Origin of the sequence: Kineococcus aurantiacus, from assembly GCF_013409345.1 — a bacterium.
Taxonomy (GTDB): Bacteria; Actinomycetota; Actinomycetes; order Actinomycetales; family Kineococcaceae; genus Kineococcus; species Kineococcus aurantiacus.
The window spans coordinates 1,416,297-1,436,000 of record NZ_JACCBB010000001.1 but is presented as its reverse complement, the minus strand read 5'-3'; the positions used below and the strand labels follow the sequence as shown (position 1 = coordinate 1,436,000).

The window sequence follows — 19,704 nt, the reverse complement described above, 5'->3', positions numbered from 1 at the left end:
CTCCGGGGTCGAGAAGGTCAGGGGAGCCTCACCTCACCACAAGATCGCGTCCTGGCGAAATCGGCCTGGGAGGATCGGGGCGTGAGCGAGCCCACCGAGCCCTCCCCGTCCCCCTGGTCCGACCTCGACCGCCCCCCGCTGCGGGCCGGTGCCCTGCGCACCGCGCTCGTCGGCCCCGGCGGCTGGAGCCGGCTGGACGTCGTCGCGAGCACCGGGTCGACCAACGCCGACCTGCTCGCCGACGCCGGCGCCCCCGACGGCGCGGTCCTCGTCGCCGACCACCAGGCCGCCGGCCGGGGCCGCCTCGGGCGCACCTGGACGGCCCCGCCGCGGTCCTCCCTCGCCGTCTCGGTCCTGCTGCGGCCCACCCCGGCGCCGGAGCGCTGGTCCCTGCTGCCCCTGGTCACGGGCCTGGCCGTCGTCGACGCCCTGGACGCCCTCGGCGTCCAGGCCGGGCTGAAGTGGCCCAACGACGTCCTCGTCACAGGCCCGGACCGTCCGGGCAAGGTGTGCGGCGTCCTGTGCGAGGCCCGTCCCGACCGGGTCGTCCTGGGGGCCGGGATCAACGTCTCGCTGCGCGCCGACGAGCTGCCCGTCGAGACCGCCACGTCCCTCGTGCTGGCGGGCTCGGGCAGCCGGGACCGCGACACCGTGCTGCGCCGCTACCTGCGCGCGCTGCGGCTGCGGCTGGACGACTGGGAGGCGGGCCGGTCCCCGCTGGCGGACTACCGCGCGGTCAGCTCGACGATCGGCGCGCAGGTGCGGGCCCAGCTGCCCGACGGGACGTCGCTGGAGGGGGAGGCCCTCGACGTCGACGACGACGGCCGGCTGGTGGTGCGGACCTCAGACGGCGCCCGGACGAGCCTGACCGCGGCGGACGTCGTCCACCTGCGCCCCCGCTGACACCGGCTCACCGGCCCCGGGGTGCCCGGGGTGCCCGGGGTGACCGCTCTCGTGGGAGGGGTGGGCCTGCCAGCCCTCCTCGCGCAGCTCCTCCACGAACACCCACCGGCGGTAGGCCCACCAGCGGAACAGCGTCCCCAGCGCCACCCCGACGACCTTGGCGGAGACGTTGGACGCCAGCGGACCGCGCAGGTCCAGGACGTAGTACGTGAACCCCAGGCACACCAGGGAGATGAGCAGCCCGAAGCCGTTCATCAGGAAGAAGAGCAGCAGCTCGCGCGGGGCCGAGGCGCGCCGGCGGTGCCGGAACGTCCAGTACCGGTTGCCCAGCCACGCCACCACGATGCTCAGGACGACCGAGACGACGTTCGCCGTGAGCGGTTTGCCGTGCAGGACCCCCTCGCCACCCGGGCCGGCGTAGCGCAGCAGGTTGAAGACCCCGAAGTCGGTGACGAACGCGACGGCGCCGACGATCCCGAACTTGGCGGCCTCGCGGGCCAGGACCTCGTAGGTGTCGCGCAGCCGTCGCACGAGACCCGCGCCGCCCTGCTCGTTCCCGCTCACTCGCATCCCCCCGGTCGTGGCCACTGCTCCTGCGGCCACGCAGTCTGACGGGTCAGGCTGGGAACCGGCTCCACGTCACCGCCGGGCGGGGGTGCGTGTCCCCGCGTCGGTGGTGGGCGCATCCCGGGGGGTGAGGTGGTCCTCCATCTTCACCGCGCCCACGATGCCGAGGACGACGAACACCACGCAGGCGATCACGGTGACCAACTCGTTCCCCTTCCGCGGGTGCGCGCCGCGCTGCGCGACGTGCCGGGGGCAAGCCTCGCGCACGGTGCGGCGGTGGGCATCCCGGGGCCCATCGGCCGGGCGGGTGGTGACCTGAGGCGGCCCCGGCGGCCACTACCCTTAGCGCACGTGACCGCCTCCTCCACGGACCGCCCCCGCCAGGACCCGGCCCCCTACGCCCGGCCGGGCGGGTTCCCCGTCGTGGGCGTCGTCGGCGGGGGGCAGCTCGCCCGGATGATGCAGCCGGCCGCCACCGCCCTGGGCCTGCGGCTGCGCGTCCTGGCCGAGGGGCCCGACGTCTCCGCGGCGCAGGTCATCACCCCCGCCCCGATCGGCGCGGCCGACGACCTCGAGGCCCTCGTCGCCTTCGCCCGCGAGTGCGACGCCGTCACCTTCGACCACGAGCACGTCCCCGGCGAGGGGCTGCGGGCCATGGCGGCGCTCACCTCCGTGCAGCCGGGCGCCGACGCCCTCGTGCACGCCCAGGACAAGGTCGTCATGCGGCGCGCGCTCACCGAGCTGGGCGTCCCGTGCCCGGCGTGGGCGCAGGTCGCCGACCGGGACGCGGTGGAGGCGTTCGCGGCCTCGGCGGGCTGGCCGGTGGTGCTGAAGACCCCGCGCGGCGGCTACGACGGCAAGGGCGTCCTCGTCCTGTCCGGGCCCGAGGACGAGAAGTGGGCGACGGCGCAGGCGTGGCTGGCCGACTGGGCCGACCGCGGCGGCCTGCTCGCCGAGGAGCACGTCCCCTTCACCCGCGAGCTGGCCGCCCTCGTCGCGCGCAGCCCCTCGGGGCAGGCCGCGGCGTGGCCCGTCGTCGAGACCGTCCAGCGCGACGGCGTCTGCCACGAGGTGACCGCCCCCGCGCCCGGCCTGGACCCGGCGCTGGCCGCGGAGCTGACCGACGTCGCGCTGCGGATCGCCGGCGGGCTCGGCGTCACCGGGGTGCTGGCCGTCGAGGTGTTCGAGGTCGAGCGCGACACCCCCGACGGACCGGTCAGGGACGTCCTGGTCAACGAGCTCGCGATGCGCCCGCACAACTCCGGGCACTGGAGCATCGACGGGTCGGTCACCAGCCAGTTCGAGAACCACCTGCGCGCCGTCCTGGACCTGCCGCTGGGCTCCACCGAACCCCGCGCGCCGTGGACGGTCATGGTGAACGTGCTGGGCCCGAAGGCGATCGAGGAGCGGCACGAAGACCTGTACCGGTCCTACCTGCACGTCATGGCGCACGACCCGGGCGTCAAGGTGCACCTGTACGGCAAGGAGCAGCGCCCGGGCCGCAAGCTCGGGCACGTCACCGTCTACGGCGACGACCTGGACACCGTCCGCGCGCGTGCCCGGCACGCGGCGGCCTTCATCGCGGGGGAGATCGACGAGTGAGCACCGTGCGCGTGGGACTGGTCATGGGGTCCGACTCCGACTGGCCCGTCATGGAGGAGGCCGCGAAGGCGCTGGAGGAGTTCGAGGTCGGCTACGAGGCCGACGTCGTCTCCGCCCACCGCATGCCGCACGACATGGTGGCCTGGGGCGCGGCCGCCGCCGAGCGCGGCCTGCAGGTCGTCATCGCCGGCGCCGGCGGCGCCGCGCACCTGCCGGGGATGCTCGCCAGCGTCACCCCGCTGCCCGTCATCGGCGTCCCCGTGCCGCTGCGGTACCTCGACGGCATGGACTCGCTGCTGTCGATCGTGCAGATGCCCGCGGGCGTCCCCGTCGCGACCGTGTCGATCGGCGGGGCCCGCAACGCGGGGCTGCTGGCCGTGCGGATCCTCGCCGCGGCCGACCCCGAGCTGCGCTCGCGCATGGTGGAGTTCCAGGACTCGCTGCGGCAGGTCGCCCACGACAAGGGCGAGAAGCTGCGCGCGCGGACGCGGCGCGGCAGCGTCGGGTTCGGTTCCTGAGGGCCGCTCCGCCCCGGCCCGCCGGCGCGCGGTGACGCCGCGCCCGGACGCGGGCCGGGTAGCGTCGGCGCCGTGCTGAGCACCGAGTCCCACCGCGTCGACGGCCACGACGTCCACGAGCACGTCCTCACCGTCCCCCTGGACCACGCGGGCGCGACGCCCGGGACGATCGAGGTGTTCGCCCGCGAGTACGTCCGCGACGGGCAGCGCGCCGCGCCGCGGCTGGTGTTCTTCCAGGGCGGGCCGGGGAACCCGGCGAACCGGCCCGACGTGATCGGCGGCTGGCTGGACCGGGCGCTGGAGGAGTTCCGCGTCGTCCTGCTCGACCAGCGCGGGACGGGCCGGTCGACGCCGCTGGACCGGCAGAGCCTCACGGGCAGCGCCGAGGAGCAGGCCCGCTACCTCAGGCACTTCCGGGCCGACTCGATCGTGGCCGACGCCGAGCTCCTGCGCGCCGCCCTGGGGGGTGAGCCGTGGTCCGCGCTGGGCCAGAGCTACGGGGGTTTCTGCCTCACGACGTACCTGTCGCGGGCTCCGCAGGGGCTGCGGGAGGTGTTCGTCACCGCGGGCCTGCCGGGGCTCGCGACGAGCGCCGACGACGTGTACCGCGCCACGTACGCCCAGACCGCGGTGCGCAACGCCGAGTTCTTCGCCCGCTACCCGCGCGACCTGGCCGTGGCGCAGCGCGTCGCCGACCACCTCGAGGCCACCGAGGAGTTCCTGCCGACGGGGGAGCGGCTGTCGGGCCGGCGGTTCCGCACGCTCGGGATCGCGCTGGGGCAGGTGTCGGGTTTCGACGCGCTGCACTTCGCGCTGGAGGACCCGTTCACGCCCGGTGGGCGGCTGCGGGAGCGTTTCCTGGTGGAGGTGGGGCGGCGGCTGTCGTTCGCGGCGCACCCGCTGTACGCGCTGGTCCACGAGAGCATCTACGCGCAGGGGGCGGCGACGGGCTGGGCGGCCGAGCGGGTCCGCGGCGAGTTCGCCGAGTTCGCCCTCGACGCGCCGGTGTTCCGGTTCACCGGCGAGCACGTGTACCCGTGGCAGTTCGACGAGGACCCCGCGCTGGTGCCGCTGCGCGGGGCCGCGCACCTGCTGGCCGCGGACGCGACCCTGCCGCCGCTGTACGACGCCGACGTCCTGGCGCACAACGCGGTGCCCGTCGCCGCGGCCGTGTTCGTCGACGACATGTTCGTCCCGTACGCGTTCTCGCGGGACACGGCGCGCGCGATCCGCGGGGCGCGGACGTTCGTCACCAACGAGCACCAGCACGACGGGTTGCGGCTGGACGGGCGCCGGCTGCTCGACGTGCTGACCGGCCTGGCGCGCCGCTGATCGGTTTTCGGGGCAACTACCGTGCATCTTGCCGAACGTCAAGGGTTGTCTGTGGGCAATCTGTGCACCATGCTCGGCCCGGTCCGAACACCCAGGCAGGAGGCCACGTGCGCAAGATCGTCTTGTCGGCCGCGATGAGCACCGCGTTGCTCGCGACGACCCTGGCGGTGACGCAGTCCGCGTCCGCCGACACCGCAGCGCAGACCACCGCGCAGAGCACAACGAAGACCACCCAGGGGGCGACGACGCGGTACGTCGTCCTCTACGACGCCGGCACCAGCGACGCCGCCGCCCGTTCCGCCATCGAGGCCGCCGGCGGGACCGTGCTGTCCAGCAACGCCGAGGTCGGTTACGCCCTCGTCGAGAGCGCCGCCACCGACTTCACCGCCAGGACCGACGCCGCCGTCGGCCTCGTCGGCGCCGCCGCCGACCGCAGCATCGGCAAGGCTCCCGCCGACGTCGCCTCCAGCGCCGACGCGGTGGAGAAGCTCACCCAGGCCGAGCGCGCCACCCTCGCCGGCCGCTCGACGCTGAAGTCCCCCGCCCGCGCACCCCGCCAGGAACCGCTGGCGGCGCTGCAGTGGGACATGCGGGCCATCGGCGCCACCACCGACGGGTCCTACCGGACCCAGCCGGGCAGCAAGAAGGTCACCGTCGGCATCATCGACACCGGTGTCGACGGCACCCACCCCGACATCGCCCCCAACTTCGACGCGGCCGGCAGCCGGAACTTCGTCACCGACCTGCCCGACCTCGACGGGGAGTGCGAGGTCGCCGGCTGCGTCGACCCCGTCGACGTGGACGACGACGGGCACGGCACGCACGTGGCCAGCACCATCGGCTCGCCCGTCAACGGCCTCGGCATCGCCGGGGTCGCGCCGAACGTCAACCTCGTCAGCCTGCGCGCCGGTCAGGACTCCGGGTACTTCTTCCTGCAGCCCACCCTCGACGCGCTGACGTTCGCGGCCGACTCCGGCGTCGACGTCGTGAACATGAGCTTCTACGTCGACCCGTGGCTGTACAACTGCCAGGCCAACCCGGCCGACACGCCCGCCGAGCAGCAGCAGCAGCGCATCATCGTCGCCGCCGTGCAGCGCGCGATCGACTACGCCCGCAGCAAGGGCGTGCTGCCGGTCTCGGCCAGCGGCAACGAGGCCACCGACCTCGGCGCCCCCGGCGTGGACTCCACCAGCCCCGACTACCCGGTCGACGCCGACGGCAACCCGGTGGACGCCCGGGACCGCACCATCGACAACGCGACCTGCCTCAACGTCCCCGCCGAGAACGACGGGGTCGTGACGGTGAACTCGACCGGGCCGTCCGGGCGCAAGGCGTACTACTCGAACTTCGGCACCGAGCAGTCCGACGTGTCCGCCCCCGGCGGCGACGCCTACGACACCCCGAACGGGCGCAGCGCCCCCGGCGGGATGATCCTGGCGGCCTACCCGGCGAACGTCGCCAAGGCCGAGGGGACCATCGACGAGAACGGCGAGCCGAACACGCCGATGGTCCTGCGGGAGAAGACGAAGGACGGCCAGGACGCCTACTACCAGTACCTGCAGGGGACCTCGATGGCCGCCCCGCACGCCGCCGGCGTCGCCGGTCTCGTCGTCAGCGAGTACGGCAAGCCCGACCCGGCCCACCCCGGGACGCTGACGCTGGACCCGGCGCTCACCCAGGCGATCCTGCTCGGCACCGCCACCGACACCCCGTGCCCGGTGCCGGCGGAGTTCACCTACCGCCGGGTGTCCGCCACGGCCGGTGAGCTCGTCTCGACGGCCACCTGCGCCGGGACGCTCGACGACAACGGGTTCTACGGCGAGGGCATCGTCAACGCCCTCACCGCCGTCTCGGCGTTCTGACCCGCACCACCCCCGGGACCCCCGCGGTCGAGGACGTGCCGTCCTCGACCGCGGGGGTTCACGGCGTCAGGGAGCGCAGCGCCTGCGTGTCGTCCCGCTTGAGGTCCTCGAACATCGCCAGCGCCTCCTCGGTGTCCCACTTCACCGCGACCCCGTGGCTGGTGCGCAGGTTCGGGTCCGAGACCGGGACGGTCATCGAGACGCCGTCCGCGCCCGTCGCCGCGCGCATCCCGCGCAGGAAACCCACGAGGTCGGTGACCGAGGAGTCGTCGTCGAGCGTCACCGCGCCGCCGCCCGCCGAGGCCAGCGGGAACGCGCGGAACGGGTTCAGCAGCGTCGCCGGGCTCGCCGCCTTCGCCGTGATCGCCCCGAGCAGCTCGCGCTGGCGCTGCACGCGGCCGAAGTCGCCGTTGACGTCGCTGTAGCGGTACCGGGCGTACCCCAGCGCCGTCCTGCCGTCCATCGTCTGGCACCCGGCCTGGATGTCCAGGCCCGCCCGCACGTCGTCGACGGCCGTCGCCGGGCACATCTCCACCCCGCCGACCGCGTCGACGATCCGCGCGAACCCGCCGAAACCCGTCTCGACGTAGTGGTCGACGCGCAGCCCGGACACGCCCTCGACCGTCTGCACCAGCAGCGGCGCGCCCCCCGTGGCGAACGCCGCGTTGATCTTGTTCTTGTCGTGGCCGGGGATCGGCACGTACGAGTCGCGGGGGACGCTGATGAGCGCCGCCGGGCCCCCGCCGGCGGGGACGTGCAGCAGCATGATCGTGTCGGTGCGCTGCCCGGAGATGTCGTCGCCGCCGGCGGAGTACTCCGCGATCTCCTCCGGGCTCAGCCCGTCGCGGGAGTCGCTGCCGACGATGAGGTACGTCGTGCCGGGCGTCGCGGCCGGCCGGTCCCCCGTGGGCAGGGCCGCGACCCGGTCCACCGCCGACCAGCCGCGCGCCGCCAGCACCACCGGGTACGCCACGGCCAGGACCACGAGGACGGCCACGACGGCCAGCACCCGGCGGCGGCGGACGTTGGCGCGCCGGCGCGCCGGCCGGGGGTCGGGGGCCCGCCGGACCTGCGGCCCGCGCCCCTGACCGCCGCCCTGACCGGCGTCGCGGCCGCCGCCGTGCCCGGGACGGTCCGCCGCCGGGGCGGGGGAGCGCAGCTCGGCGAGCCGCTGCTCGCGCCCCGGTGCCTGGGCGGCGGCGCGCACGGGCCGCCGGCCGGGCCTGCCGTACGTGGTGGAGTGCCAGCGCTGAGCGTCGTCCCCCGCGGGGGTGGGGTGGTCCGGCTGGGGCGGTTCAGCGGGCATTGCCCCACGGTACGGCCGCGAGCGGCGCGGACCCGGCCCCCACACGGGGAACGCACACTTCCCGCCCCCGACCCGGCCGGGACGCGCCCGCCGTCGGGGAGACTGGGCGCGGCGCGCGGCACGAGGCCGCCCCCAGGAGAGGTGGACCGGACCCGATGGCGCACCCCAACCCCGTGCTGGTGCTCGGCGGACGCAGCGAGATCGGCCTGGAGGTGGCCGAGCGCCTCGTCCGCGCCGGGGCCCGCACGGTCGTCCTGGCCGCGCGCCGGTCCCACGACCTCGCCGGCGAGACCGCGCGGCTGACCGCGCTCGGCGCCGACGTCGAGACCGCCGAGTTCGACGCCGACGACGTCGGCGCCCACGAGGGGTTCCTCGCCGGGGTCGTCGCCCGGCACGGGGCCGTGGACGCCGTCGTCGCCTTCGGGGTCCTGGGGGACCAGGCCCGCGCCGAGCACGACGTCGCGCACGCGCTCGCCGTCGTCCACACCGACTTCGTCGCCCAGGTCAGCGTCCTGTCGCACCTGGCGAACCTGCTGCGGCCGCTGCGCGCGGGCCGGGTCGTGGTGTTCTCCTCCATCGCCGGGGCGCGGGTGCGGCGGGCGAACTACGTGTACGGGTCGGCCAAGGCCGGGCTCGACGGGTTCGCCTCCGGCCTGGCCGACGCCCTGCACGGCAGCGGTGTGCGGCTGCTGCTCGTGCGGCCCGGGTTCGTCGTGGGCCGCATGACCACGGGCATGTCCCCGGCGCCGCTGGCCAGCACCCCCGCCCAGGTCGCCGACGCCGTCGCCGCCGCGCTGGCCGCCGGCCGCGGGGAGGTCTGGGTCCCCGGGACGTTGCGGGCGCTGGCCGCCGCGATGGCCGTCACCCCGCGCCCGGTGTGGCGGCGCGCGCCCCGCTGACCCCTTCCTCCCTCCCTCCCCGCGGTGATCAAGCACTTGTGGACAGGAGTGCTTGATCACCGGAGTGTTTGATCACGGGGGGGCGAGCGGAGGGGGGCGATGGTGGCGGGTCACGGGGTCACCACCCTCTAGGCTCCGGACGCGTGGACGACCCGCGCACCCTCTCGCAGCGCCTCGACGCGCTGCCCTTCACCGCCCGGCACCGGCGGCTGCTCCTCGGGTCCGGGGTCGGCTGGGCGCTGGACGCGCTCGACGTCGGGCTCGTCGCCTACGTCCTCGTCGCGCTGCGCACGCAGTGGGAGCTGTCCGAGGGGCAGCTGTCGTGGATCGCCTCGGTGGGGTTCGCCGGGATGGCGGTCGGGGCGACCCTCGGCGGGCTGCTGGCCGACCGCGTGGGCCGCCGGCAGGTCTTCGCGCTCACCCTGCTGCTGTACGGCCTGGCCACCGGCGCCGCCGCGCTGTCCTGGTCCCTCGGTGCGCTGCTGGTGTTCCGCTTCCTCGTCGGCCTGGGGCTGGGCGCGGAACTGCCCGTCGCCTCCACCCTCGTCAGCGAGTTCGCACCGCGCCGGGTCCGCGGCCGCGTCGTGGTCGTGCTGGAGGCGTTCTGGGCGGTCGGCTGGACCGTCGCGGCCCTCGTGGGTTTCCTGCTGGTCCCCGGCTCGGCCGACGGGTGGCGCTGGGCGCTGGCCATCGGGGCCCTGCCCGCCGTCTACGCCGTCGTCGTGCGCTGGGGGCTGCCGGAGTCGGCGCGGTTCCTGCTCTCGCGCGGCCGGGTGCAGGAGGCGACGCGGGTCGTGCGGGAGTTCGAGGTGTCGGCGGGGGTGACCCCGACCGCCGACGACGTGGTCCCGGACACCGCGACCGCACCCACCCGGGGGATCTGGTCGGCGGGGCTGCGGTCGCGGACCGCCGGGTTGTGGCTGGTGTGGTTCTTCGTGAACTTCAGCTACTACGGCGCGTTCACGTGGATCCCGAGCCTGCTGGTGAAGGACGGTTTCACCGTCGTCCGCTCCCTGGAGTTCACGCTGTTCATCACCCTCGCGCAGTTGCCCGGGTACGCGCTGGCGGCCGTGCTCGTCGAGGCGTGGGGGCGGCGGCGGACCCTGTCGGCGTTCCTCGTCGGGTCCGCGCTGTCGGCGCTGGCGTACTCGGCGGCCGGGTCGGAGGGGACGCTGCTGGCCGCGGGCATGGCGCTGTCCTTCTTCAACCTCGGCGCGTGGGGCGCGCTGTACGCCGTGACGCCGGAGGTGTACCCGACGACGGTGCGCGGCCGGGGCGCCGGGGCGGCCGCCGGTTTCGGCCGGATCGCCTCGATCCTCGCGCCGCTGTCGGTGCCGTTCCTGTCGGGGTCGGGCGGCACGGGGCTGGTGTTCGTGGTGTTCGGCGTCGCGTTCGCCGTCGCCGCGTCGGCGAGCTTCCTGCTGCCGGAGCGGCGCGGGGTGGCCCTCGACTAGGGCGCGTCCCGCGGATCACCGGGGTCGGGTCCGCCCGGCCCGGCCCGTGCCACCTGCCCCTGCGCGCCGTCGGCGGCGGGAGGATCTCCGAGAAGACCGGACGTGGCTGTCGATCCGGCGGCAGGGTGTTCGTCGTCTCGATGACGGAGCCGGACAGGCCGGCCCGCGAACCGGTGCAGGAGGCAGCGCCATGGCCAAGTACGCGATCCTCATCTACGAAGACCAGGCCTTCTACGCGAACGCGTCGCCCGAGGTGTGGGGCGCGGTGCTCGACGCGCACAACGCGTTCGCCGAGCAGGTCGTCGAGCTCGGTGGGTCCCTGGAGGCCGGGGAGGCGCTCGCGCCCACGACGACGGCCACCACGATCAAGGGTGGCGGCCCGGTGACGGACGGCCCGTTCGTCGAGACCAAGGAGGCCTTCGGCGGCTTCTACGTCGTCGAGGCGCGCGACCTCGACCACGCCGTCGAGATCGCCAGGCTCTGCCCGGCCCCCGGCGGCGGCGTCGAGGTGCGTCCGGTCATGGACCCGACGGCAGGTCCGTCCTGACCGCTCCCCGCGACGAGCCGGCCGCGTCCGCCGAGCGGGCGGACGCGGTCGCCGCCGCGCTGGCGCAGGCCCACCGCTGCGAGTGGGCCTTCGTGCTGGCCGCCACGGTGCGCGTCACGGGCGACCTGGACGTCGCGGAGGAGTGCGCGCAGGAGGCGTACGTCAGCGCGCTGCGGACCTGGACCCGCGACGGCGTCCCGCAGCGGCCCGGCGCGTGGCTGACCACGGCGGCGCGGAACCACGCGGTGGACCGGTCGCGTCGCGAGGTCACCCTCCGGCGCAAGCTCCCGCTGCTCGTGGAGCCGGCGACCGTCGACCCGCACGACCCGACCGACCCGGACCGGCCCGAGGCCGCGGTGCCGGACGACCGGCTCCGGCTGGTGTTCACCTGCTGCCACCCCGCCCTCGCCCCCGAGGCCCGCGTCGCCCTCACCCTGCGCCTGGTCTGCGGCGTCCCCACGCCCGACGTCGCCCGGGCCTTCCTGGTGCCCGAGCCGACGATGGCGGCCCGGATCACCCGGGCCAAGAAGAAGATCTCCGCAGCGCGGATCCCCTACCGGGTCCCGGGCCGGGCGGAGCTGCCCGAGCGCCTGGACAGCGTGCTCACCGCCGTCCACCTGCTCTTCAGCACCGGCCACACGGCCGGTGAGGGGGACGCCCTCGTCCGCGCGGAGCTGTGCGACCGGGCCCTGCACCTCGCGCGCACCCTGGCCGCGCTGCTGCCCGAGCAGGCCGAGACCCGCGGCCTGCTGGGCCTGCTGCTCCTCACCGACGCGCGCCGGGCCACCCGGACCGACGAGCAGGGACGGCTGCTCCTGCTCGCCGACCAGGACCGGACGCGCTGGGACCAGCGCGCGGTCCTGGAGGGGCTCACGGTGACGGCCGGGGCGCTGGCGTCCGGCCCACCGGGGCGGTTCACCCTGCAGGCGGCGATCGCCGGCGTGCACGCGGTGGCCCCGTCCCTGGAGCGGACCGACTGGCCGCGCGTCGTGCACCTCTACGACCGGCTGCTGGCGGTGTGGGACACCCCGGTGGTCGCGCTCAACCGGGCCGCCGCCGTGGCGTTCGCCGACGGCCCGGCCGCCGCCCTGCCGCTCCTGGACGAGCTGGCGGGCGATCCCCGGCTCGCCGGCTACCCCTACCTGCCCGCCACCCGCGCCGACCTGCTGCGCCGCGTCGGCGACGCCGCCGGCGCGGCTGAGTCCTACCGGCGCGCGCTGGAGCTCACGGCGAACGCCGCGGAGCGCGCCTTCCTGGAGCAGCGCCTGGCTGAAGTCGGCCGCGCCGCCGAGCCCGCGCCACCGGACCCCGGTGAGCCGCGGGACGCGCCCTAGCCGCGGCGCGGTCCCCGGCGGTCCCGCCGCACCAGCTCGGCGGCGGCCTCGACCTCCAGCGCGGCGAGGTCGACGAGCAGGCTCGCCGCGCCGTGCAGCCGGTCGCTGAGGGCGTCGACGCCGGGGGACAGCAGCGTGAGGTCACCGCGGTCGGCGAGGTCGGCGAAGATGCCGTCGTTGCTGACGACGACGAACTCGACGGGGTCGGGGACCTCCTGCGCGGCGGCCAGCAGGGCCAGGTCGGCGACGTCGGCCCCGTCGGGGACGGCCTGGGCCCGGTCGGCGAACTCCTCCAGCCACGGCCGGGACCGGGCCACGGCCCCCACCTGCCCCGCCAGCGCCACCCGGTCGGCCTGCCGGGCCAGGTCGAGGACGACCGAGAGCCGGGCCCGCAGCCGGGTGGGCCCGGCGCGCAGGTTGTCCAGGTCGACCAGCAGCACGCGGGTGGCGCCCTGTCCCGCCCAGACGGGGTACCCCGCCACCAGGTCGCGCAGGGCGTCGCTGAGGGGGTCCGGCCCGGGCCGGACGACCTCGGGGGAGGGCGCGTCGGCGAGGTCGAACCACTCGTAGTCGGCGTACTCGCCGGGTGCGCCGCCCAGTCCCATGGCCCCAGGGTCCCAGGTCCGGTCCGGTCGGTGACCGCGGGCCCGGTGTCGGCGGTGGCTGCCACGATGCCCCCGTGCGCCACGTCACCGACGCCGAACGCCGCGCCCGGCTCGCGGTCCGCCACGCGCTGGCCCCCGCCCACCGCGTCGCGTCCCCCGAGGCGGCGACGCGGGCCATGACGGTCCTGCACGCCACCGAGCCCGCGACCGTCCACCTGTCCTGCTGGGCGCGCGTGCCGGGCCTGCGGACGACCGACGTGGAGCGGGCGCTGACCGTCGACCGCACCCTCGTCAAGCAGCTCGCGATGCGGCGCACCCTGTTCGTCTTCCCGCGCGACCTGCTGCCCGCGGCCCTGCCCAGCGCGTCGGCCCGGGTCGCGCGCACCGAGCGCGCCGCGATCGCCAAGGACGTCGTGAAGGCCGGGTTGGCCGCCGACGGGGACGCCTGGCTCGACACCGCGCGCGCCGCGGTCCTGGCCGTCCTCGCCGAGGCCCCCGGGGGCCTGTCGGCCCGCGCCGTCCGGGAGGCCGTCCCGCTGATCGACGTGAAGGTCTCGGTCAGCGCCGGGTCGCAGTGGTCGGCCTCGCGGGTCCTGACCCACCTGGGGCTCACGGGGGACGTGGTGCGCGGCGCGAACGCCGGGCACTGGCGGGTGTCGCGGCCGGCGTGGACGCTGACGCGGGACTGGATCACCCCGCCGGGACCGCTGAGCGCCGAGCACGGGTGCACCGAGCTCGTGCGGCGCTGGCTGACGACGTTCGGGCCCGGCACGGAGGACGACGTCGTGTGGTGGCTGGGCGCGACGAAGGGGGTCGTGCGCGCGGCCCTGGCCGACCTCGCGGCGGTGCCGGTGTCCCTGGACGACGGGTCGACGGGGTGGCTGCTGCCCGACGACGTCGAGGAGGTCCCCGACCCCGGCCCGTGGGTCGCGCTGCTGCCGGTGCTCGACCCGACCGTCATGGGGTGGAGGTCGCGGGGGTTCCTCCTCGGCCCGCACCGGGAGCGGTTGTTCGACCGCAACGGCAACGCGGGCACGACCGCGTGGGTCGACGGGCGGGTCGTGGGCTGCTGGGTGCAGGACGGCGGGGGCCGCGTGCGCGTGCGGTCGCTGGAGGAGGTGGCCGCGCCGGCGCGCGAGGCGCTGGAGGCCGAGGCGGACCGGCTGACGGCGTGGCTGGACGGGGTGCGGGTGGGGACGGTCTACCCGTCGCCGGCCATGAAGGAGCCCGTCGCCTGAGCGGTCACCAGCCGCGGGCGCGCCACTCGTCCAGGTGGGGTCGTTCCGCGCCGAGGGTGGTCGGCGCCCCGTGGCCGGGGTGGACGACGGTGTCGTCGTCGAGCACGTCGAACAGGCGGGCGGTGACGTCGTCGAGCAGCGAGGTGAACCGCTCGGGGTCCCCGGAGGTGTTCCCGACGCCGCCGGGGAACAGCGAGTCGCCCGTGAAGACGTGGTCGGGCCCGTCGGGGTCGCGCAGGAGCAGGGCGACGGAGCCGGGGGTGTGGCCGCGCAGGTGGACGACCTCCAGCAGGACGTCCCCCACGCGCACGACGTCGCCGTGCTCGAGGCGCTGCTGCACGGGCAGGGGGAGGTCGTCGGCGTCGTCGGCCCCGGCGGCGGTGCGCGCGCCGGTGGCCTCCACGACGGCCGCGAGCGCGCCGACGTGGTCGTGGTGGCGGTGGGTGGTGACGACGACGTCGAGCTCGCCGTCGACCAGGGCCAGCAGCGTCTCGGGTTCGGCGGCGGCGTCGACGAGCAGCCGCCGCCCGGTGCTGCGGCAGCGGACGGCGTAGGCGACGTTGTCCATCGGGCCGACGTGGGCCTCGTCGAGGGTGGCCGTCGCGGTCGTCGTGGGAGCCATGGCGCGACGCTACCGAGCCGCCCCCCGCGGCGGCCGGGGGACCTCGCCGGCGCGGGTGCGCTCGCGCAGGTCCACGACGGTGGGGGAGGGGCGGGCGTGCTGGTGGCGCTCGTGCACCCGGTGGGCCAGGGCGACGGCGAAGGCCATGGTGCACAGGCCGTAGAAGACGGCGCGCGCGAGCTGGCCCTGGGCGGCGAACCCCCCGGTCAGCACCAGGCAGCCCAGGGCACCGATGAGGTGCACGAGGTCGATGAAGGAGCGCCAGGTGGCCACCGCACGATGGTGGCCCCCGCTCGCTCCCCGGGCACGACGGGCGGCCGAACTCCACCGCCGCGGTCCACGCGTCTTCACGTCGGGTCGCACCTCATCGACTCTAGGTAACTAAGGCGTGCGGGGCCCGCTGAGACGGCGCGAACGCCTGACGTGACCGGCGGTCCCTCAGCGGCAGCGTCGTCACCGTGAACACCTACGGGATGGACTGGGAACTGCGTGAGGGCCTGGCCCTGCGCGTGGACGAGGCGCTGGCCGTCGCCGAGCGCGAGCGGCTCGTGCGCCGGCTGCGCGCCGCGCGCCGGGCCGCGCGCCGGGCCGCATGGCCCGCCGGGCGAGGCTGGTGGGCGCGGCACCGGCTGCCGCGCAAGGAGTTCCGCGCGGCGGGCTGAGGTTGTCCGGACCCGGTGCCACGATGACGCACGTGCCCGTCCTGCCGCCCGTCGCCCCCGGCCCGCCCCCGGCCCTCGTCGGGCGGGCGGTCGAGCTCGGCGCGCTCGAGGCCGCCCTGGCCGCCGCCCGCGCCGGCACCTCGGCCGGGGTCCTCGTCGAGGCCGACGCCGGGGTGGGCAAGTCGCGGCTGGTCGCCGAGCTCGCCGCGCACGCCCGGGCGGCCGGGGACACCGTCCTGCTCGGGCACTGCGCCTCCGCCGGCGGGGAGGCCCTGCCCTACCTGCCGTTCGTCGAGGCCCTCGAACCGCTGCGCGACCGCGGCCGCTCGCCGTCGTTCTGGGCCGTGCAGGCCCCGGGGGAACCCGCGGCCGACGTCTCGCAGGTGCAGCTGTTCGACGCCGTCGCCGCGGCCCTGGCCGCCGCGGCCCGCGAGCAGCCCGTGCTGCTCGTCGTGGAGGACCTGCACTGGGCCGACGGCGCCAGCCGCGACCTGCTGACGTTCCTGCTGCGGCGGCTGCGCGGCGAGCGGCTGCTCGTCGTGGCCACCGTCCGCACCGACGACCTGCACCGCCGGCACCCGCTGCGCCCGGTGCTGGCCGAGCTGAGCCGCCTGCCGGGGGTCCAGCGCATCGTCCTGGACCCCTTCACCACCGAGGAGACCGCCCAGTTCCTGCGCGAGCTCGCCGGCGGCGACGTCCCGCCCGCGACAGTCCGGCGGATCCACGCCCGCGCCGAGGGCAACGCCTACTACTGCGCCGAGCTGCTGCTGGCCGGGGTGGGCCGCGGCGGCCGGCTGCCCGACGGCCTGGCCGACGCCGTCCTGACCCGGCTGGAGACCCTCCCGGGCCCCGTCTCGGACCTGGTGCGGACCGCCTCCGTCGGCGGCCGCCGCGTCCCGCACGACCTGCTGCGCACGGTGACGGGCCTGGCCGACGAGGACCTCGAGCACCGCATCCGCGACGCCATCGCCCTGCGGGTCCTCGAACCCGACGGCGACGAGGGCTACTCCTTCCGGCACGCCCTGCTGCACGAGGCCGTCTACGGCGACCTCCTGCCGGGTGAGCGCGTGCGCCTGCACGCCGCCTACGCCGACGCCATCGCCGCCGCCATCGCCGCGGGGGGCCGGGCGTCGGCGGCGCAGCTGGCCCACCACGCCCGGCAGAGCAACGACCTGCCCCGCGCCCTGGAGGCGGGCATCGCCGCCGCCGACGAGGCCCAGCGGCTGCGGGCGCCCGCGCAGGCGTGGCGGCACCTGGAGGCGGCGCTGCCGCTGTGGACGGCCGTCCCCGACGCCGCCGAGCGCACCGGCACGACGCTGCTGGCCCTGACGCTGCGCGCCTCCCAGCTGGCCTCCAGCGCCGGGGAGGTCGCGCGCTCGGCGCTGCTGGCCCAGGAGGCCGTCGACCTCGTGCCCGCCGGGGCGAGCCCCGCGACGGCCGCGGAGGTCCACTCCCAGTGCGCGTCGGCGCTGTGGGCCGCCGACCGCGACGAGGAGGCCATCGCCCACGCCCGGCGCGCGCAGGAGCTCGGCGGCGACGACCCCGAGGCGTGGTCGGCGGTGTTCTGGGCCACGGCCGTGGCCGCCCGCTGCTACCTGGGCCTGGACCGCTTCGCCGAGTCCGCCGCCGAGGCCCACCGCGCGCTGGCCATGACCGGGGGCCGGGAGTTCGCCGGGGGCGAGGCCGACGTCCTCATCACCCTGGCCGGGCTGGACAACCTCGCCGGCCAGCTCGCCGACGCCGACGCGCTGTTCGCCCGGGCCGCCGCGGCCGCCGAGGCCGGCGGCCACCTCGGCACCGCGCTGCGAGCCCGCTACAACCTGGCCGCGGACCGCTACGACCGCGGCGACCTCGCCGGGGCCCGGGAGGTCCTCGACGAGTCCTGCGCGTGGGCGGCCCAGCTGGGGCTGTCGTGGTCGCCGTACGGGTTGCAGCTGCTGTCCCTGCAGGCCACCACCAGCTTCGTCACCGGCGAGTTCGACCGCGCCCTGGAGCAGGCCCGCGCCGTCGGCCCGCAGGCCCCGCACCTGGCCGCCGTCGCCGTGGGGGTCGTCGCCGCGGAGGTCCTCGCGGCCCGCGGCGCGTTCGAGGAGGTCGCCGCCGTCCTGGACCCCGCCTGGTTCGACGACGCCGAGGAGGGGCTGCACGCGGTCGCGGCCCACGCCGAGGCCCTGCGCTGGGAGGGCCGGCCCGCCGCCGCGGCCGACGCCCTCGTCGGCGCCCTGTTCAGCTACCCCGGCATCGAGCACCCCCTGCACCTGCTGGGGATCCGGCTGGGGGCGCAGGCCGTGGGCGCGCTCGCCGACGCCGGGTCGGCCGACGAGGCCCTCGTGCGGCGCGTGGAGGACCGCGTCGCCGGGCTGCTGCGGGACGGCCAGCCGCGGGCGGGGCAGCTGGGGCCCGAGGGCCGGGCCTGGGCGGCGGTCCTGCGCGCCGAGGCGGCCCGGTTCCGGGGCGCGCCGCCGCTGGACCAGGTCGCGGCCTGGCGGCAGGTCGTGGAGGAGTTCTCCTACGGCGACGTCTACGACCTGGCCCGCGCCCGGTGGCGGCTGGCCGAGGCCAGCGTCGCCGCCGGCCTGCGGGAGGAGGGTCTGCTGCTGCTCGACCAGGCCCGCCGGACGGCGGCGCGGCTGCGGGCCGTCCCGCTCGCCGCGGCCCTGGAGGACCTGGCGCGCAGGGTGCGGGCGCGCTCCGAACCCGGGCGCGGGCCGCTGACGGCCCGGGAGCTGCAGGTGTTGGACCTCCTGGCCGCCGGGCGCACCAACCGGCAGGTGGGGGAGCAGCTGTTCATGGCCGAGAAGACCGCCAGCGTGCACGTCTCCCGGATCTTCGCCAAGCTCGGAGCGTCGTCCCGCGCCGAGGCGGTCTCGATCGGGCTGCGCAGCGGGCTCCTGGCCGACCGGGACCACCACGACGGGTGACGCCGAGCCACCCCGCGACCCGAGGAGTCCTGGTGCACCGCAACGCTGTCGTCGTCGCCCGGGCGCTGCGCGAGGCCGGGGCCCGGGGCGAGGTCGTCGAGCTGACGAGCCCGGCGCGCACCGCCGCCCAGGCGGCCGAGGTCCTCGGCTGCCCGGTCGGCGCGATCGCGAACAGCCTCGTGTTCCTCGCCGACGACGAACCGGTCCTCGTGCTGACCAGCGGCGAGCACCGCGTCGACGTGACCGCCACGGCCGCCGCGCTCGGCGCGCGCGAGCTCACCCGGCCCCGCGCGCCCGTGGTCCGGGCCGCGACGGGGCAGCCCGTCGGCGGGGTCTCCCCCGTGGGGCACCCGCAGCACCTGCGCACCGTCATCGACGTCGACCTGCTGCGCTACGACGTCGTGTGGGCCGCGGCCGGGACCCCGCACGCGGTGTTCCCCACGACCTTCGCCGAGCTCGTGCGGATGTGCGACGCCGAGCCCGTGCGGGTCGCCTGAGCGGTCCCGGCCCACCCGTCCGGGTGAGGTGCCGGAATGCTCCCCGCGCGGTGCGCCTTGCAGCAGTCATGAGCGTCATCGGAATCATCGGCAGCGGCAACATCGGCAGCGTCCTCGCGCGACTCGCGGTGGACGCCGGTCACGACGTCGTCATCGCCAACTCCCGCGGCCCGGAGTCGCTGGCCGGCCTCGTCGGAGAGCTGGGCCCCCGGGCGCGCGCCGCGACGACCGCCGAGGCCGCCGAGGCGGGGGACCTCGTCGTCGTCACCATCCCCCTGGGCCGCGTCCAGGACCTGCCGGCCGGGCTGCTGGACGGCAAGGTCGTCATCGACACCTGCAACTACTACCCCGAGCGCGACGGCGACATCGCCGTCCTGGACAGCCACGAGCTGACCACCAGCGAGCTCGTGCAGCGCCACTTCGCGGGGGCCCGCGTCGTCAAGGCGTTCAACAACATCTTCGCCCAGAACCTCGGGGAGCTGCAGCGCCCCGCGGGCGCGGCGGACCGCACGACCCTGACGATCGCCGGGGACGACGAGGAGGCCGAGCGCGTGGTCGCCGAGTTCCTCGACGCCATCGGCTACGACGTCTTCGACACCGGGAGCCTGGCCGACAGCTGGCGCTTCCAGCGCGACCAGCCCGCGTACGCGGGGGTCTACACCGAGAGCGGGGACCCCGCCGAGCCGCGTCGGCGCACCCGCGAGGAGCTGCAGGCCCGGCTCGAGGAGGCGGACCGCTCCATCCGCTGAGCCGTCCCACCCAGTCCCACCCGCGTCCCACCCGCGTCCCCCCGGACGGCCGGCACCGGCCCGTCCGGGGGGACGCGCGGTTCGGG

At 76.4% G+C, this 19,704-nt stretch carries 20 protein-coding genes; 14 read left to right on the top strand and 6 right to left on the bottom strand.

All coding sequences use genetic code 11. The features are described 5' to 3' along the window. Positions 1-81: 81 nt before the first annotated feature. Complete coding sequence (locus BJ968_RS06875; RefSeq protein WP_179750389.1) at positions 82-903, top strand: biotin--[acetyl-CoA-carboxylase] ligase; 822 nt, start codon at positions 82-84, stop codon at positions 901-903. Here the strand turns inward: BJ968_RS06875 and BJ968_RS06870 are convergent. Further along, positions 844-1,467, bottom strand: coding sequence for a GtrA family protein (locus BJ968_RS06870; RefSeq protein WP_179750387.1), 624 nt, complete (start codon positions 1,465-1,467; stop codon positions 844-846). The two genes, BJ968_RS06875 and BJ968_RS06870, sit on opposite strands and share 60 nt — an antisense overlap. A 75-nt stretch (positions 1,468-1,542) precedes the next feature. Beyond that, positions 1,543-1,674 (bottom strand): hypothetical protein, encoded by a 132-nt coding sequence (locus tag BJ968_RS25535; protein ID WP_281372677.1) that lies wholly within the window; start codon positions 1,672-1,674, stop codon positions 1,543-1,545. A gap of 147 nt (positions 1,675-1,821) precedes the next feature. Here BJ968_RS25535 and BJ968_RS06865 point away from each other — a divergent pair, with 147 nt between their 5' ends. From BJ968_RS06865 to BJ968_RS06850, 4 genes are all read left to right on the top strand, one after another. After that, positions 1,822-3,072 (top strand): 5-(carboxyamino)imidazole ribonucleotide synthase, encoded by a 1,251-nt coding sequence (locus tag BJ968_RS06865; protein WP_179750385.1) that lies wholly within the window; start codon positions 1,822-1,824, stop codon positions 3,070-3,072. Continuing rightward, on the top strand, positions 3,069-3,590 hold the full coding sequence (gene purE / locus BJ968_RS06860) for a 5-(carboxyamino)imidazole ribonucleotide mutase (protein ID WP_343077871.1): 522 nt from the start codon (positions 3,069-3,071) through the stop codon (positions 3,588-3,590). The genes BJ968_RS06865 and purE overlap by 4 nt, the downstream gene beginning before the upstream one ends. A gap of 75 nt (positions 3,591-3,665) precedes the next feature. Further along, positions 3,666-4,922, top strand: a complete 1,257-nt coding sequence (locus BJ968_RS06855; protein WP_218885576.1) for an alpha/beta fold hydrolase — start codon at positions 3,666-3,668, stop codon at positions 4,920-4,922. A gap of 107 nt (positions 4,923-5,029) precedes the next feature. Continuing rightward, on the top strand, positions 5,030-6,784 hold the full coding sequence (locus tag BJ968_RS06850) for a S8 family serine peptidase (RefSeq protein WP_343077870.1): 1,755 nt from the start codon (positions 5,030-5,032) through the stop codon (positions 6,782-6,784). A gap of 58 nt (positions 6,785-6,842) precedes the next feature. On the opposite strand, the gene BJ968_RS06845 is transcribed toward BJ968_RS06850, so the two are convergent. Next, positions 6,843-8,090 carry an LCP family protein gene (locus BJ968_RS06845; RefSeq protein ID WP_179750381.1) on the bottom strand — a complete coding sequence of 416 codons (1,248 nt, stop codon included), beginning with the start codon at positions 8,088-8,090 and terminating at the stop codon, positions 6,843-6,845. 155 nt (positions 8,091-8,245) lie between these two features. Here BJ968_RS06845 and dprE2 point away from each other — a divergent pair, with 155 nt between their 5' ends. The 4 genes from dprE2 to BJ968_RS06825 all read left to right on the top strand — a co-directional run bounded on the left by dprE2 (position 8,246) and on the right by BJ968_RS06825 (position 12,324). Next, complete coding sequence (gene dprE2, locus BJ968_RS06840; protein WP_179750379.1) at positions 8,246-8,989, top strand: decaprenylphospho-beta-D-erythro-pentofuranosid-2-ulose 2-reductase; 744 nt, start codon at positions 8,246-8,248, stop codon at positions 8,987-8,989. A gap of 143 nt (positions 8,990-9,132) precedes the next feature. Beyond that, the gene (locus BJ968_RS06835) at positions 9,133-10,443 is read left to right on the top strand and encodes an MFS transporter (protein WP_179750377.1); all 1,311 of its coding nucleotides are present in this window, start codon (positions 9,133-9,135) and stop codon (positions 10,441-10,443) included. A 190-nt stretch (positions 10,444-10,633) separates the two neighbouring features. After that, a complete protein-coding gene (locus BJ968_RS06830) occupies positions 10,634-10,990 on the top strand; it encodes a YciI family protein (protein WP_179750375.1) in 357 nt (118 codons plus the stop codon). Between the two features lie 92 nt (positions 10,991-11,082). Beyond that, positions 11,083-12,324, top strand: a complete 1,242-nt coding sequence (locus BJ968_RS06825; RefSeq protein WP_179750373.1) for a DUF6596 domain-containing protein — start codon at positions 11,083-11,085, stop codon at positions 12,322-12,324. Here the strand turns inward: BJ968_RS06825 and BJ968_RS06820 are convergent. Next, the gene (locus BJ968_RS06820; protein WP_179750371.1) at positions 12,321-12,929 is read right to left on the bottom strand and encodes a hypothetical protein; all 609 of its coding nucleotides are present in this window, start codon (positions 12,927-12,929) and stop codon (positions 12,321-12,323) included. The two genes, BJ968_RS06825 and BJ968_RS06820, sit on opposite strands and share 4 nt — an antisense overlap. Before the next feature lie 74 nt (positions 12,930-13,003). On the opposite strand from BJ968_RS06820, the gene BJ968_RS06815 reads away from it, so the two are divergent. Continuing rightward, entirely contained in the window at positions 13,004-14,167 is a 1,164-nt protein-coding gene (locus tag BJ968_RS06815) for a DNA glycosylase AlkZ-like family protein (protein ID WP_179750369.1), read from the top strand. Positions 14,168-14,171: 4 nt separating this feature from the next. On the opposite strand, the gene BJ968_RS06810 is transcribed toward BJ968_RS06815, so the two are convergent. Then, positions 14,172-14,789 carry an MBL fold metallo-hydrolase gene (locus tag BJ968_RS06810; protein ID WP_179750367.1) on the bottom strand — a complete coding sequence of 206 codons (618 nt, stop codon included), beginning with the start codon at positions 14,787-14,789 and terminating at the stop codon, positions 14,172-14,174. A gap of 9 nt (positions 14,790-14,798) precedes the next feature. Then, a complete protein-coding gene (locus tag BJ968_RS06805; protein WP_179750365.1) occupies positions 14,799-15,062 on the bottom strand; it encodes a hypothetical protein in 264 nt (87 codons plus the stop codon). A 185-nt stretch (positions 15,063-15,247) separates the two neighbouring features. Here BJ968_RS06805 and BJ968_RS06800 point away from each other — a divergent pair, with 185 nt between their 5' ends. The 4 genes from BJ968_RS06800 (at position 15,248) to BJ968_RS06785 (ending at position 19,618) form a co-directional block, all read left to right on the top strand. Continuing rightward, positions 15,248-15,451, top strand: a complete 204-nt coding sequence (locus BJ968_RS06800) for a hypothetical protein (RefSeq protein ID WP_179750363.1) — start codon at positions 15,248-15,250, stop codon at positions 15,449-15,451. A 32-nt stretch (positions 15,452-15,483) separates the two neighbouring features. After that, positions 15,484-18,372: an AAA family ATPase gene (locus tag BJ968_RS06795; protein ID WP_179750361.1), complete on the top strand. Its 2,889-nt coding sequence runs from the start codon at positions 15,484-15,486 to the stop codon at positions 18,370-18,372. 32 nt (positions 18,373-18,404) lie between these two features. After that, on the top strand, positions 18,405-18,869 hold the full coding sequence (locus BJ968_RS06790) for a YbaK/EbsC family protein (protein WP_179750359.1): 465 nt from the start codon (positions 18,405-18,407) through the stop codon (positions 18,867-18,869). Between the two features lie 68 nt (positions 18,870-18,937). Then, the gene (locus BJ968_RS06785) at positions 18,938-19,618 is read left to right on the top strand and encodes an NADPH-dependent F420 reductase (protein WP_179750357.1); all 681 of its coding nucleotides are present in this window, start codon (positions 18,938-18,940) and stop codon (positions 19,616-19,618) included. Positions 19,619-19,704: the final 86 nt, after the last annotated feature.

Bases quoted from the DNA above. Each gene is read 5' to 3' on its own strand.
- BJ968_RS06845 (WP_179750381.1), bottom strand. From the start codon at position 8,090: ATGCCCGCTGAACCGCCCCAGCCGGACCACCCCACCCCCGCGGGGGAC.
- dprE2 (WP_179750379.1), top strand. From the start codon at position 8,246: ATGGCGCACCCCAACCCCGTGCTGGTGCTCGGCGGACGCAGCGAGATC.
- BJ968_RS06830 (WP_179750375.1), top strand. From the start codon at position 10,634: ATGGCCAAGTACGCGATCCTCATCTACGAAGACCAGGCCTTCTACGCG.
- BJ968_RS06820 (WP_179750371.1), bottom strand. From the start codon at position 12,929: ATGGGACTGGGCGGCGCACCCGGCGAGTACGCCGACTACGAGTGGTTC.
- BJ968_RS06810 (WP_179750367.1), bottom strand. From the start codon at position 14,789: ATGGCTCCCACGACGACCGCGACGGCCACCCTCGACGAGGCCCACGTC.
- BJ968_RS06785 (WP_179750357.1), top strand. From the start codon at position 18,938: ATGAGCGTCATCGGAATCATCGGCAGCGGCAACATCGGCAGCGTCCTC.